At 61.4% G+C, this 14,427-nt stretch carries 12 protein-coding genes; 7 read left to right on the top strand and 5 right to left on the bottom strand.

Annotation, left to right across the window (positions count from 1 at the left end):
- The first annotated feature begins 36 nt into the window (after nt 1-36).
- The 4 genes from D0B32_RS00730 to D0B32_RS00750 all read left to right on the top strand — a co-directional run bounded on the left by D0B32_RS00730 (nt 37) and on the right by D0B32_RS00750 (nt 7,001).
- Entirely contained in the window at nt 37-1,839 is a 1,803-nt protein-coding gene (locus D0B32_RS00730) for an acyl-CoA dehydrogenase (RefSeq protein ID WP_117331776.1), read from the top strand.
- A 106-nt stretch (nt 1,840-1,945) separates the two neighbouring features.
- Nucleotides 1,946-3,292 carry a leucine-rich repeat-containing protein kinase family protein gene (locus D0B32_RS00735; protein ID WP_117331777.1) on the top strand — a complete coding sequence of 449 codons (1,347 nt, stop codon included), beginning with the start codon at nt 1,946-1,948 and terminating at the stop codon, nt 3,290-3,292.
- A gap of 812 nt (nt 3,293-4,104) precedes the next feature.
- Nucleotides 4,105-5,754 (top strand): acyl-CoA synthetase, encoded by a 1,650-nt coding sequence (locus D0B32_RS00745; RefSeq protein ID WP_117331779.1) that lies wholly within the window; start codon nt 4,105-4,107, stop codon nt 5,752-5,754.
- 182 nt (nt 5,755-5,936) lie between these two features.
- A complete protein-coding gene (locus tag D0B32_RS00750) occupies nt 5,937-7,001 on the top strand; it encodes a glycosyltransferase family 9 protein (RefSeq protein WP_259294840.1) in 1,065 nt (354 codons plus the stop codon).
- 174 nt (nt 7,002-7,175) lie between these two features.
- Here D0B32_RS00750 and D0B32_RS32160 read toward each other — a convergent pair whose 3' ends face one another.
- The gene (locus D0B32_RS32160) at nt 7,176-7,505 is read right to left on the bottom strand and encodes a hypothetical protein (RefSeq protein ID WP_147329461.1); all 330 of its coding nucleotides are present in this window, start codon (nt 7,503-7,505) and stop codon (nt 7,176-7,178) included.
- 383 nt (nt 7,506-7,888) lie between these two features.
- Between D0B32_RS32160 and D0B32_RS00755 the strand changes: the two genes are divergently transcribed.
- The 3 genes from D0B32_RS00755 to D0B32_RS00765 all read left to right on the top strand — a co-directional run bounded on the left by D0B32_RS00755 (nt 7,889) and on the right by D0B32_RS00765 (nt 10,365).
- On the top strand, nt 7,889-8,191 hold the full coding sequence (locus D0B32_RS00755; protein WP_117331780.1) for an EF-hand domain-containing protein: 303 nt from the start codon (nt 7,889-7,891) through the stop codon (nt 8,189-8,191).
- Nucleotides 8,192-8,329: 138 nt separating this feature from the next.
- On the top strand, nt 8,330-9,043 hold the full coding sequence (locus D0B32_RS00760) for a response regulator (protein WP_117331781.1): 714 nt from the start codon (nt 8,330-8,332) through the stop codon (nt 9,041-9,043).
- Nucleotides 9,040-10,365: an ATP-binding protein gene (locus tag D0B32_RS00765; RefSeq protein WP_117331782.1), complete on the top strand. Its 1,326-nt coding sequence runs from the start codon at nt 9,040-9,042 to the stop codon at nt 10,363-10,365. Before D0B32_RS00760 ends, D0B32_RS00765 begins: the two co-directional genes overlap by 4 nt.
- 43 nt (nt 10,366-10,408) lie before the next feature.
- On the opposite strand, the gene D0B32_RS00770 is transcribed toward D0B32_RS00765, so the two are convergent.
- From D0B32_RS00770 to D0B32_RS00785, 4 genes are all read right to left on the bottom strand, one after another.
- Nucleotides 10,409-11,875 carry an NCS1 family nucleobase:cation symporter-1 gene (locus tag D0B32_RS00770; protein ID WP_117331783.1) on the bottom strand — a complete coding sequence of 489 codons (1,467 nt, stop codon included), beginning with the start codon at nt 11,873-11,875 and terminating at the stop codon, nt 10,409-10,411.
- Between the two features lie 169 nt (nt 11,876-12,044).
- The gene (phaP, locus tag D0B32_RS00775) at nt 12,045-12,563 is read right to left on the bottom strand and encodes a TIGR01841 family phasin (RefSeq protein ID WP_117331784.1); all 519 of its coding nucleotides are present in this window, start codon (nt 12,561-12,563) and stop codon (nt 12,045-12,047) included.
- 317 nt (nt 12,564-12,880) lie between these two features.
- On the bottom strand, nt 12,881-13,078 hold the full coding sequence (locus D0B32_RS00780; RefSeq protein WP_117331785.1) for a hypothetical protein: 198 nt from the start codon (nt 13,076-13,078) through the stop codon (nt 12,881-12,883).
- A 386-nt stretch (nt 13,079-13,464) separates the two neighbouring features.
- The gene (locus D0B32_RS00785; RefSeq protein ID WP_117331786.1) at nt 13,465-14,268 is read right to left on the bottom strand and encodes an SDR family oxidoreductase; all 804 of its coding nucleotides are present in this window, start codon (nt 14,266-14,268) and stop codon (nt 13,465-13,467) included.
- Nucleotides 14,269-14,427: the final 159 nt, after the last annotated feature.

The raw sequence follows: 14,427 nt of genomic DNA on the forward strand, positions 1-14,427 counted from the left end.
CGCGGCACGCTCTCTTTCTTTAACGAGTCACTTCACATGCAAGATGCCCAGCTCATTCATCCGCGCGATCTGACGTTCCAGCTCTTCGAAGTATTGGACGCCGAAGCGCTGACGCAACGCGCACGTCACGCGGATCACACGCGCGAGACCTTCAACGCCGCGCTGGAAACCGCGCATTCGATCGCCGCGGAAAAATTTGCCACCCACAACCGGCTGGTGGACGAGCACGAACCGCAATTCGACGGTCAGCGTGTGACGATGCCCGCCGAAGTGAAAGACGCACTCGACGCGTTTCGGGCAGCCGGACTGCTCGCCGCCACCAAGGACTACGACGCGGGCGGCATGCAACTGCCGGCCGTCGTGGCGTTCGCCTGTCAGTCGCTGTTCAAGAGCGCGAATATGGCCACCACCTCCTACGCGATGTTGACGATGGCCAACGCGAATGTGATCGAACGTTTTGGCAGCGCGGGCCAGAAGCGCAAATATCTGCAGGCGCTGCTGGATGGCCGCGCGTTCGGCACGATGGCGCTCACCGAACCCCAGGCGGGTTCCAGCCTGTCCGATCTCGTCACCAGTGCCACGCCCAACGAAGACGGCACCTACTCGCTACGCGGCAACAAGATTTTCATTTCGGGCGGCGATCACGAACTCAGCGAGAACATCGTGCACCTCGTGCTCGCACGGATTCCCGGCGGGCCGCCGGGCGTCAAAGGCATTTCGCTCTTCACGGTACCCAAGTTTCATGTGCGCGACGACGGCAGCCTTGGAGAACGCAACGATGTCGCGCTCGCTGGCCTGATTCACAAGATGGGCTGGCGCGGCACCACCTCCACCATGCTGTCGTTTGGCGAGCACGGTCAGTGCATCGGCGAACTGGTCGGCGAACCGCATCAGGGGCTCGCCTGCATGTTTCATATGATGAACGAGGCGCGCATCGGTGTAGGGCTCGGCGCGGTCATGCTCGGCTATCGCGGCTACCTTGCCTCGCTCGATTACGCGCGGGAGCGGCCGCAGGGACGGCGCCCGGACAACAAGAATCCGTTGGCCCCGCAACTACGGCTCATCGAACATGCCGACGTACGCCGCATGCTGCTCGCGCAAAAAGCCGCTGTAGAAGGCGCCTACGCGCTCTGTCTGTACGCCGCGCGTCTCGTCGATGAACAGAACACCGGCGAGACCGACAGCGCCCGCGCCGAAGCAGGGTTGTTGCTGGATATGCTGACGCCCGTTGTCAAATCCTGGCCGTCGCAATGGTGCCTCGAAGCGAATAGCCTCGCCATCCAGATTCATGGCGGCTATGGCTATACGCGTGAGTATCCGGTGGAACAGTACTACCGCGACAATCGCCTCAACCTGATTCACGAAGGTACGCACGGCATTCAGGCGCTGGATCTGCTTGGGCGCAAGGTGACCATGAAACAGGGTGCGGCGCTCAAACTGCTTGGGCGGGAAATCGAGCGCAGTATCGACGACGCACGCGCGCACGCCGAACTGCACGGCTGCGCCGACGCGCTGGCGACCGCGTGGGCCGATGTGCTAAACACCGTTGAAGCGCTGGTTCCCGCGCTCGCCAGCGACACCGAACGCGCACTGGCGAACGCCAACGCATTTCTCGAAGCCTTCGGCCATGTCGTGATGGCATGGACGTGGCTGCGTCAGGCGAGCGTTGCAGCGGCGGCATTGAGCGCGGCGCAAGGTGACGACGTAGGCTTCTATCGCGGCAAACTGCACACCTGTCAGTGGTTTTTCCGTTGGGAGCTGCCCCGCACGGCTCATCAACTGGCGATGCTGCGCAGTCTCGACGATACGACGCTCACGATGGCAGCCGACTGGTTCTGATGAATCGCGGTGCGTGGGCAAAGCCATAGTCGAGGCTTGCCGGTAGAATCCTTGCGGTTAGCAGTGAATCACGCAAACCTTCTACCGTCAGGCCTCGTTCATTACCGTGACCCGCACCCTCGACTTACTCCGCTCGGGCCAGCTTGCCGGCGCGACCAGCCTGAAAATCGCCGGCGGTCTGACTGAATTCCCGCGCGAAATTTTCGATCTCGCCGATACGCTGGAGGTGCTCGATCTCTCGGGCAACCAGTTGTCGTCCCTGCCTGATGACTTGCCGCGTTTGCGCAAGCTGCGCATTCTCTTTTGCTCCGACAATCCCTTCACAGCATTGCCCGACGTGCTGGGACAATGCGAGCAACTCAGCATGGTGGGCTTCAAGGCAAACCGGATCCGCACGGTCTCGGGCCAGTCGTTGCCGCGCGCGTTGCGCTGGCTCATCCTCACCGACAATGAGATCGAAACACTGCCAGCCGAAATCGGCGCCTGCACGCAGCTGCAAAAGTTGATGCTGGCGGGCAACCGCTTGCAGCGACTGCCTGCGGAACTGGCCGACTGCACGCGCCTCGAATTGATCAGGCTCGCCGCCAATCGACTGACCGAATTGCCCGCGTGGCTCATGCAATTGCCCCGGCTCGCGTGGCTCGCGTATGCGGGCAATCCGTTCGACACACCGCTCGAATCCGCCGCGCTGGATGACACATCAATCCACGCTATCCCCTGGCACGCGCTGCAACTCCAGGAGACGCTCGGCGAAGGCGCCTCGGGCGTGATTTATCGCGCGCTGTATCGAAGCGCGGAGGGACACGCTGCGCAACCCGTTGCGGTGAAGCTGTTCAAAGGCGCGGTGACGAGCGACGGCCTGCCTCACTGCGAGATGGCCGCGTGCATCGGTGCGGGGCGACATGCGAGTCTGATTGGCGTGCTCGGCCGCGTGCAGGATCATCCCGCGCAAACGGAAGGTCTCGTAATGGCGTTGATCGATCCGCGCTTCACGAATCTTGCGGGGCCACCGAGCCTGAATTCGTGCACCCGGGACATCTACGCCGCGGATGCTCGGTTTGAACCAGCGGCGGCGCTTGGCATCGCACACGACATTGCATCGGCGGCGAGCCACCTGCACGCGCACGGCATCATGCACGGCGACCTTTACGCCCACAACATCCTGCACGACGGCGAAGGACATGCACTGCTGGGAGACTTTGGCGCCGCGTCGTTTTACGGTCTGGACGATACGGTACTCGCGTCCTTGCTTCAGCGCGTGGAGGTCCGTGCGTTTGGTTGTTTGCTGGAGGAATTGATCGAGCGCACCGAACAGCAGGAGTCAGCAGCAGACGTCATGGGCACGCTCGAGAAGCTGAGAAACGCTTGCTTGATGGATCAGATTGATCAGAGGCCAGCGTTTGGGGAAATTGTCAGGACGTTATCCGGCGTGATGACGCAACCGGATCATTGATACGGACGCCGAACCACTTTTGACAAGGGAAGTTGCGAGGGTAGCGCGCGTCATGCCGGAGCGGCATCAAACGCCGCTCCTTAAGGCTTGCTTCGTGGTCAATCAGCAGCCCGCTTCTAGACGGTCTCTTTTTGCTGCACCACAGCAGATTGCACTCACTCAGCGCGGCGTCGCTTCAACAGCGTGTATCTGCACAATACGTGCCGCTTAAGCGGAAGCTTAATCGCGTGCCACCAGATTATCGACGCGTGCTTCGCCCGTCACTAGACAGCTGGACAGGAAATTCTGCCCTTGCCCGCTAGACGCCGCGTCGGAAAACCCCTTCGTCAACGCGTTCGTGCGGACCATTTCGGCCCCTCTCTCGCACGTGATCGAACCGGCTTCCCCAGCCTGGGCGTGGGTTAGCGCGCGACCTACCGTGAAATAGGCAAGGAGCATTAGTACAGCAACATTGAATACGCGTCTCATGGTTTGCCTCCTCTGTCGAGAAGACTAGCGCGAACCCTGTTCGCAAGATGCTAGGGGTTTCCCGATGAAGCGGGCCCCGCGTGACGCAAATCAATGAGGATGGCACACTTAATTCATTACGGGTTTTCCCTCTGTTTTTACGCTGTTTTTGCTGCAATGCGGCGAATGATGCAGTGCGAAGCATCGCTCGCCATCACGGAGTCCTGAGGACAATCGCGCCGGGGTCGGCAGCGGGAGTGGCCACGTGTCGCCGCTGCGCTCCGCTCCGCCGGTTCGATATACCATCGACGCATCACACCAGGCTGCGCACCTCGTTTGGCGCACCACGCACAAAGGACAACGCGATGCTTCCCGAAGCCACGACCTTCGAGTCACTCGCTGCCAGCTTCAAATGGCAGATTCCAGAGCGCTACAACATTGGCGTCGATGTATGCGACAAATGGGCCGACGGCTCGGGCCGACCCGCACTGATCTATGAGCATCGCGACGGCACGGCCACGCGTTACAGCTTCGACGACCTGAAAGCCCGCTCCAGTCAGTTCGCCAACGCGTTGCGCCGCAGCGGCGTGACACGCGGCGACCGCGTGGCGATCTTCCTGCCGCAATCGCCGGAAACCGCGCTGGCTCACATCGCCGCCTACAAGGCCGGCTGCATTGCGGTGCCGCTATTCGCACTGTTCGGTGTGGACGCCATCCAGTACCGCCTCGCCGACAGTGCGGCCGCAGCACTCATCACCGACGCAGCCGGCTTGCAGAAGCTCAGCGAAATCCGCCATACGCTGCCCGAACTGAAAGCCGTGTACTGCATCGACCCGCTCGAAGCCGACCCGGCTGCTGGCCATCCGGTGATGAGCTTCTGGGATGCGCTCAACGCAGAATCGGAGCAGTTCACGCCGGTCGATACCTCGTCGGAGGACCCAGCCGTCATCATCTATACCTCGGGCACCACCGGCAAACCGAAGGGCGCGTTGCACGCCCAGCGCGTGTTGCTGGGTCACTTGCCAGGCGTGGAGTTGTCGCAGGCGCGCTTTCCCCAACACGCCACGCTAATCTGGACGCCCGCTGACTGGGCATGGATTGGTGGACTGTTCGACGTATTGCTGCCCGCGTGGCATCACGGCGTGACCGTGCTGGCTCGCCGCTTTGAAAAATTCGACGGCGAGGCGGCCTTCGATCTGATGGCGCGCCACGCAGTGACGCACACCTTCCTGCCGCCCACCGCGCTCAAGATGATGCGCACCGTCGCGCATCCCGAACAATGGCGCCTTTCGCTCAAGGCGGTGGCGAGTGGCGGCGAATCGCTTGGCGAAGAACTGATTGCATGGGGACGCGCCGCGCTTGGCGTGACCATCAACGAGTTTTACGGGCAAACGGAATGCAACGTCGTGGTGTCGTCGTGCGCCTCGCTGTTCGAGCCGCGCATTGGCGCCATCGGCAAGGCCGTGCCTGGCCATGATGTGGTGATCGTGGACGACGAAGGGCAGCCGCTGCCTGCGGGCACGCCGGGCAACATCGCGATTGCGAGTCCTGACCCGGTGATGTTTCTTGGCTACTGGCGCAACGCAGCCGCGACGCGCGAGAAATTTCGCGGATGTTATCTGCTCACCGGCGATCTCGGCCAATGTGATGAAGAAGGTTTTATCCGCTTCGTGGGACGCAACGACGACGTGATCACCAGTGCGGGCTACCGCATCGGACCTGCGTCGATCGAAGACTGCCTGCTGCACCATCCCGCCGTTTGCATGGCCGCGGTGGTCGGTGCACCCGACCCGCAGCGCACCGAAATCGTCATGGCGTTCGTGGTGCTCAACGCGGGCTTCAAACCCGATGACAAACTCGTGCGCGACATTCAGCAGCATGTCAAAACGCGCCTCGCCGCCCATGAATATCCGCGCGAGATTCGCTTTGTCGACAGTCTGCCCATGACCGCGACCGGCAAAGTAATGCGCAAGGAACTACGTGCGGGTCTCGCGGCAGCGCAGCCGAAGCGTTGAAAGCGCGGGCTCTCTATATGATCTAACGCGGCATGTTAAAACACGTCCGTCACGTAGCCTGCACGGCTACAAGCAAGCGGGCATAATCCTGATGCCGCGCACGCAGCGCGGCCTCTTGCTCACGCGCCGGCTTGCCGACTTGCCAACCCATCGCGCCTGACTCAACCACCGGAACGAACGAATTGCTCAGCCTAAGTGCCGACGCAGCACTCACCCATCCAGGGTCTCTGCTCGATCCGCACGGTCGCATCATCGCACCGTACGATCTGGAGCAACGTGACGCGCCCATTGGCGAGCACTTCGCACTCGCCGCTCAACCCGGCATCCTCAGCGCGGCGTTGCGTCCGTTCCGGCTCGACTACGCGTCGGTGCGAACGGTTCATGTGATCAATGGCATGGGCGTGACGCTTGGCGATTCCATCATTGGATTGACCGCTATCGCCGCGCTCAAGGCCGCTCATCCTCACCTGCATTTCGTGGTGTATCGCCCCACCCTCGCGCCGGCCTATGTCGAAGCGCTATATGCGCTTGCCTCGGAGCGCTTCATCGAAATACGCCGCTTGCCCTGGCCGCTGAACGACATTCCACGCGACGAAGCGCGCATCGATATCGGCAATCATCTGTTCTGGCCGGATTTCATGACGGCACCGATGATCGACTTTTTTCTCGCGTCTCTGGGGGTCGACACAGCCACCATCGCCGATGCGCTCAAGGCCAACCGCTGGTTGCAATCCTTGCTGTTGCCGCAATTACCAGAGGCCTGGCGGGATCGTCCCTACGTGCTGTTTTGTCCAGACGCGAGCACGCCGGTTCGCAGCATTCCGCCGGCCGTGCGGGGCGCCCTCGTCACGCGCCTGTACGAACGCTTTGGTTTGCCGGTGCTGGGCTTCGGTGCGCTGGACCATCCTCACTATGAAGACGTAACGGCGCTCTCCGGCAACACTGCCGAGTTCCTTGCCTGGGTCAAACATGCGCGCTACGTGCTGACGTCCGACACTGCCGCCGTGCACATCGCCGCCGGCTTCGATGTGCCCACCACCGCCTTCTTCACAACGGTCGCGCCCGAGCTGCGCGTGCGTGATTACCCGTTGTGCCGGCCGCTTGCACTCGCGCTGCCTGCACTGCGCAACATTCAGGCAAGCGATCGGGCGCAGGACGTGGCCCGCGTGAGCGCAGCCTATGAAGAAGCGATACTGGGCGAGTTGCCGTGGGCTGCAACAGCATTCGTCTGGAGCCCGAAGCACTGACGTTGCACACAGGCGTGCAGGGCCGGGTTCGCGGCGCGAAAGCACGCCGCCGCACTACGCGCAGCGCGAACTGATCAGATCAATCCTCCGAGGTCGGGCACGGGGTGTGCTGAGAGATACGCGTACCCAATCAACATTCGGAGGAGATCCATCATGCCTTATATCCTTGGCTGGCTACTCGGCGTTCCGCTGTTCGTTCTGGTCATCCTGTATCTGATCTTTCACTGATACCTCGACCTCGTTTTCGCTTTTCGACGCGCCAGCGTCCGCTTCAAGCGGATCGGCGCGTCTGTCGCGTTCTGACACCCTGATTCCCTCGGCACACACGTCAGCAGCGTGATCATTCTGCCCAGTGGATTGCGGCGGAACACCCGGTGGAAAATACAGCGCTGTTACCGGCGCGCAGGACGGCATCCACGGTGTCGTTGTTCTTGCGAACCCACTCCCCGAACACGCAAAGCCCATCGCGGCGGCTGCCGACGCAAAAAGAAAACGAATCTTCACTGGAACTCCCAATGCGATGCAATCGCCGCTATGGCCTGAAGCGCACCCTTGAAGTGCACCCTTGAAGTGCGCCTATAGCAGCGGACGTGAAGCGCACGCGGCGCTGACCAGCGAACGATACAAAAAACGCCTGAAAAACAGCAGCGAAAACGTATTTCATTCCATGTCGCGCGTCGCACGAAATCTAACGACCATTCTCACGACAAATCCCGCTTCACGGACCACGATATGACCACGATCCGACCGCCACACATTCCACGACATACGGCGACATGATTCTGAAATTGCCTTGCGTGCAGGCTTCGATAAAAATTCGGCCTGTCGTTGAACGGATCGCAGCACAACGCTAGCGACGCACAACGACACACTCCACGGAGAACGCAATGAAAAAGACCTTGATCATGATGGCGCTGTGCCTGGCATCCACCGGTGCATTCATGCAAACTGCTTCTGCACAGACTGCACAGCAAGCCAATCCGCAACGTATGGCGCAAATGGCGCAGCAGTTGCAAAGCCGCTTTGCGAGTGCCAACACCACGCAGGACGGCAAGCTCACAAAACAGCAGGCAGCCCTCGGCATGCCGATGGTCGCGCGGCACTTCGATGAGATTGATAGCGCGGGCGCCGGTTATGTCACGTTGCCGCAAATCGAAGCCTTCATGCAGCAACACATGTCGGCTCATTAAGTGTTGCAATTGAGACTCGCAACTAAGCCGTGCAAACAGCGGTTAAACTTGCCGGGCAAACCTGTCAGCCCCACTTGGTTGTTACCCTTCGCTCAGCGTTCACCCTCTCAGGGCGAACGCGCGTTTAAGGAGCAACGCATGGACAAACCCGCGAAGATCATCGTGCTCGACGACGAAGCCGAACTGCGCAACATGCTGCAGCGGTTTCTCAGCGGGCAAGGCTTTGAAGTGCGTGTAGTGGAAGACAGCAAGCGGCTCGACCGCTATCTGCAGCGCGAGCCGTACGATCTGCTGGTACTCGATCTGATGATCGGCGAAGAAAACGGCCTCGAAATATGCAGCCGTCTGCGTGCGGAAGGCCAGACGCTGCCCATTTTGATGCTGACCGCCAAGGGCGACCCGCTCGACAAGGTGGTGGGTCTCGAAACCGGCGCCGACGATTATCTGGCCAAACCCTTCCTGCCGCGCGAACTGGTGGCGCGCATTCGCGCATTGCTGCGCCGCCAGAAAATCGCCTCCGGCGATCCCACCGTCACATCGCAGGCGGTGCGCTTTGGCAACTTCGCGCTGGATATCGGCAAGCAAACCTTGATGCGTGGCGGCGAAACGCTCGACATCCACTCCGCGCAAATGCTGTTACTGGTGGCGCTGGCGTCATCGCCGAACCGGCCGGTGAGTCGCGACAATCTGATTGCGCGGGCGCGGGGCCGCGATCACGATGCGCTCGATCGCAGTATCGACGTCCAGGTGCTGCGGCTGCGTCAAATTGTGGAAGACGATCCGTCCAAACCGCGCTTCATCAAAACGGTGTGGGGCGTGGGCTATATGCTGATCGCCGACGTCGAATCATGAGGCTCGTCGCGCTGCCCAAGACACTGCTCGCACGCAATATTGCGCTCTTGATCGTGCTGGTGCTGCTTTCGCAACTGTGTTCACTCGTGGTGTTGCTGCACTACGTGCAAAGGCCGCGCGTCGAACGCACAGCGCAGGTGTTCGCGAGCTACGTGAAAATTCTCGACACGCTGTTCAACGCCGCGCCGGATAGCGAGCGCAGCGCGCTGATCACGCGTTTGAACGGCCAGTTGCAACCGCCCGCTGACGTCGCGTCCTTTGCTCCACCGCCTGGCGGCCTGTATTTCTATACCGCGTATCAACGCGCCATCTTCCTCGACACCCTGCGGCACAATCTGCCCGCCGACATGCCTGTGCGCTGGCAGTCCGAAGGCGGCCAACACCTGTGGATTCAAATGCACGCGCACGGCGAGCACTACTGGCTCGCGCTACCCGTCCCCGAGGATGCGCGCGGCGCCGGCCTCGATGCGGCGATCCTGCTTTCGCTCGGCCTCGCCGCATTGGCCGCGTTCACCGGCTATCTGATCCAGCGGCACCTGAACCGGCCGCTGCAAAACCTCGCGCGCGCGGCCCGGCGCGTGAGCGCCGGCGAAATGCCCGAGCCGTTGCCCGGCGACGGCCCCACGGAAATCGCCGAAGTCAGCGGCGCCTTCAACCAGATGACGCACACGCTGCAACAGGCCGAGGCTACGCGCGCGCTGATGCTGGCCGGCATCTCGCACGATATCCGCACGCCGCTCACCAAGCTGCGCCTCGCGATGGCAATGGCCATCACGGATGATGGCGACGACAGCTTCGTGATCGCCGCCGAAGCGTATCTCGACCAGATCGAAACGATCCTCCAGCAGTTCATGGATTACGCGGGCAGCGGCGAGCGCGAGCTTCCACAGACCGGCGACATCAATGCGCTCATCGAGCGGCTGGCTGGAGATTTCGCGGGACTGGGTCACGAATTCGCGCTTTCGCTCGGCGCGGTGCCGGTGTTCGCCTTTCGCCCCATCGCCATGATGCGGCTTCTGATGAACCTGATGCAGAACGCCGTCGTGTATGGGCAGACGGGGTTCGCGGTCCGCACGTGGGTGCAGAACCGCAGCGTTTATGTGGCAGTGGGCGATCGCGGCAAAGGACTCGCGCCCGACGAACTCGAAGCGCTGAAGCAGCCTTTCCAGCGCGGGCGCAATGCGCGCTCGCAACCCGGCGGTACGGGCCTCGGGCTTGCCATCGTCGAACGGATTGCGCGGCTGCATAGCGGCGCGCTGCAATTTCACGCGCGCGAAGGCGGCGGTCTGGAGGTGTGGGTGGTCGTGCCGCTGGCAGCGTAAGAAGTCCGCAGCGGCACACACAGCGTCGCGCAAAGCAACACGTTCAGGTGCGATGCGCCGCCCGCATCATCACCACATACAGGATCGCGCCCACCGCCGCGCCGATTAGCCAGCCAAAGTTGTTGGGCGGCAAAATCTGCAGCAGTTGCGTGCACAGTTCCCATCCCACTGAAACGATGCCGGAGATGATCAGCGCAGCAATGCCCACCTTGTTCCAGCCGCCGTCGTAATAGAAACGGCCTTGCGGCGACATGCTGTACAGCTCGCTGGTTTCGAGCTGCTGCTTCTTGATGAGGTAGAAGTCGGCCATCATCACGCCGTACAGTGGCGCCAGCACGGAGCCGAATACGCTCACGAAGATCGTGATGGCCTTGGGGCTATCGACGAAGATCCACGGACACACCAGTACGGCCAGGATGGAAGCGACCAGGCCGCCTTTCTTGAAGTCGATATGCCGCGGGAAGAGATTGGCGATGTCGTAGGCCGGCGAAACAAAATTGGCGACGATATTGATGCCCATTGTCGCCACGATGAAGGTCAGGCTGCCGATCACGACGGCCACCTTGTTCTGGATATGGCCGACAATCGCCACCGGGTCCATGATCATCGAACCGAACACGGTCGCACTGCCCGAGGTCACGATCACCGTGATGATGGCGAACACAATGAAATTGACTGGCAGTCCCAGGAAGTTGCCGAGTTTCATCTGGCGCTCGCTCTTCGCGAAGCGCGAGAAATCGCCGAAATTCAGCAGCAGGGCTGCGAAATAGCTCACCACCAGCAGCGTCGCGTTGCCCATGCTCGCGAATTGTTCGCTGCCCGACAGCACCTTGCCGCCCAGCGTCAGGCTCAAACTGCCAAGGCCCGCCTGCGAGAGAATCCACGCCATGAGCGCGAACATCACCACGTACACGGCCGGTCCGCAGAAGTCGATGAACTTGCGGATCGCCTCCATGCCGCGCTGAAAGATAAACAACTGAAACAGCCACATGAAGAGAAAGCTGGCCCATCCCAGGCCATCCAGCCGCATGAAGCCGACGTCACGCAGCGAAATGGCCGCAGGGAAAAACACCAACACGAGCGTGGCCACCGCTTTCGACGCGAAATAGGTTTGCACGCCGTACCAGACAATGCCCACCACGCCGCGAATCACTGCAGCGAGATTTGCGCCCATCACGCCCATGCTGACGCGTGCCATGACCGGAAACGGGATGCCGTGCACGTAGCTGGGTTTGCCGACCAGATTCATCAGCAGGTAGACGATCAGGATGCCTACGGTCAGCGCAATGAGCACCTGCCAGCCGGAGATGCCGAGCAGAAACAGACTCGCGGCAAACGTGTAGCCGCCCACGCTGTGCACATCGGACATCCACATCGCGAAGATGCAGTAGCCCGTCCAGGTGCGCTTGTTGAGCGGCACCGGCGCGAGGTCATGGTTGTATAGGCGCGCGTCGTTTTGTGCCACCTGCCCGCGCGGAACGCCACCTTCGATAAGCGGTGAAGTCGACATGTCTCCCCCTGCAGTTCTCAACCGTGTCTGACGACGGATCCCGGCGCATGGCGGCGCCGGGCGGCGAGCAGGTGGCGCGGGAATCCGCCGCTTGCTATTGCAACAATATAGATCGTTTCAATAAAAAAGTGAGCGGGCGGAAATAATCACGCGTCGTACGCAAGAACGGCTACACGCTCTGAGACGTGCTGGACGGCAGCACCGCCTCAACGCTGCTTTCGGCCATATGCACCGCTTGCCGCACTGACTTGTTGACGCTGTCGTACAGCGCGTGGCTCGAACCCATCACGCGTTTGAGTGCGACCACGGCGGCTGCCGAGCTGGCGGGCATCTGCCTCGTTGCATCGTCGAAGAGGGCCTGGACGCGCTGGTTGTACGCTTCGAAACGCGTGCCGGCGAGCGTCGCCAGTTCGGCTTGCGTGGTCAACGCGATCTCGTACAGCGCCTGGTGATACGACTGCAGGCGTTCAACCTGCACGGCACTACGGGTGCTCTGTTGCGCGAACAGATCCTGCTGGTGGGTGCTCAGCAGCATGTTTTGCGTATCCGCCAGCGCGGCTTTGGTCGCTTGCAGATTCAAGGCGGTCAACTTGTGCAGATTCTCAAAGGCCAGATGCGCCAACCCATAGAACGCTGCCAGATTGGCCTTGTGCGCAGCGCTGTACTGCTCGGGAAACCACTCGTTCATCGTGCATCTCTCCAGAGAGGGAATAGAGCGTGCGCTCCCCCGATCAAGGGTGAGCGCACGTTCGTGGGTTTTGGAATGGCTAGATAGGTTGACGAATGTGATGCTCCGCAAGGGGACCACCACTACGCCAGACTCTCGGTTATTGTGATTTTTAAATAAGTACACCAAACTACCTGAACGACTTTTATTGCGGGCTCTTGCTCTGGGTTGTACCGCATACAAAGGCACGCTCGTCCGATTTATCGAAGCGTGGTCACAGGTCAGGAGAAGAGAAAGGCACTTTCGGTCAACACACCCCCGTTTATCAAGTGGCCGCTTTAGCGGTGGCGCCCGGCCGCTTTCAGAAAGAACCTTCCTTCGTGGGTCAAACGCGGCAGCGCCTGACCGGAAGCCAGTCTCTCCAGCCTCACAAGTTGACGTTCCAGCAGCGCATTGAGATCGGCATGGTCGACCTCCAGTTGCTCCGTGGCGTCCATCACCAGCATCAGCGTTGCGAATTCGTGAGGGCTCAGCATCTTTTGTCTCCTAAGTTTTAGGTGCTGCGTTGACGAGGCGCCGACGTGCCGCCCGTGCCTCGAACCTGACTCATTGAGCAAAAACCGCGAATCTGACTCTCTTGCGCCGACTCGATACGACTTGCGTGTCGAGGGAGCCATCTTAATTCGGGATAGCTGAAAAGATCAATATGTGGGAAAGAATCTCTTTCATAACGAGGCTGACGCGGGACAAAAGTGGTCAGGCGAGGGGGCGGTGCGTTCGCCCAGAACGGGCGCGCGTTTGAATTGGCTCGCACATCGCCGTGCAAGCCTTGTCAGACAAGGGTGTGTCAGGGTAAACATGAAAGGCGGCCGTTTGAATCAGCGGCCGCCCGGTGAAACCTTCGGCAGTTACACGGTCTGCTTCAGGCACTCACGCCATAACGCGCGCCCGGCACCTCGCGCGACAGATTCGGCCCGAGCGCCACGCGCGCGGCTTCGAAGGCGTTCCAGTCCGCCGCCTCAGGCAGCGAGGGAACCGTGGCGAATTCGCCTTGATCGAGCCCGGCAAGCGCCGCGTCGACCAGATGATCCACGCTCATCACCATGCCTTGCGGCAGATTTTCGACCGGCATACCTGCGACGTCCCAGAACTCCGTGCGGATCGCGCCCGGCAGCACGGCGTGCACGCGCACGCCCTTGTCCGCCAGTTCGTGTCGCAGCGACTGGCTGAATGCCAGCACGAACGCCTTGGTGCCGCCGTACACGCCGTTGAGCAACTCGGGCGCCACGGCCACGATCGAAGCAATGTTGACAATGGTGCCGTTGGCACGCTCGACGAAGCGCGGCGCCACGGCATAGGTCAAACGCGTGAGCGAGGTCACGTTCAGGTCGATCATGGCTTCCATCTGGTCCGCGTCGGATTGCAGCAAGGGCGCCGCGCCGCCAACGCCGGCGTTGTTGACCAGCATCGTGATGGACGCGTCGGTGCGCAGGATGTCTTCCACGCGGCGCACGTCTTCCTTGCGGCCCAGATCCGCCGCGACCACCTGCACGGAGCGTCCGCTCGACGTGCTCAGACGGTCCGCCAGCTTGCCCAGACGTTCGCGATTGCGCGCCACCAGAATCAGGTCGTAGCCGCGGCGCGCCAGCCGGTCGGCGTAAACCGCGCCAATGCCCGTCGACGCGCCGGTAATGACGGCCGTGCCCTTGTGTGTCGTTTCACTCATGATTGATTGGCTCCGTTGAAGCAGGCGCCGTGACGGGCCTGCACGGAGAGGAGATTAAGCGCGCAGCGCCATGTCTCCAATGCCATATATGCCACCTTTTAGGCCATCTCCCTCTAGAGCGCCCGGAGATGGCGGAGGGGGGCACCCGAACGGCAGCCG

The organism is Paraburkholderia sp. DHOC27, assembly GCF_003429005.1.
In the GTDB taxonomy this organism is placed as follows: domain Bacteria; phylum Pseudomonadota; class Gammaproteobacteria; order Burkholderiales; family Burkholderiaceae; genus Paraburkholderia.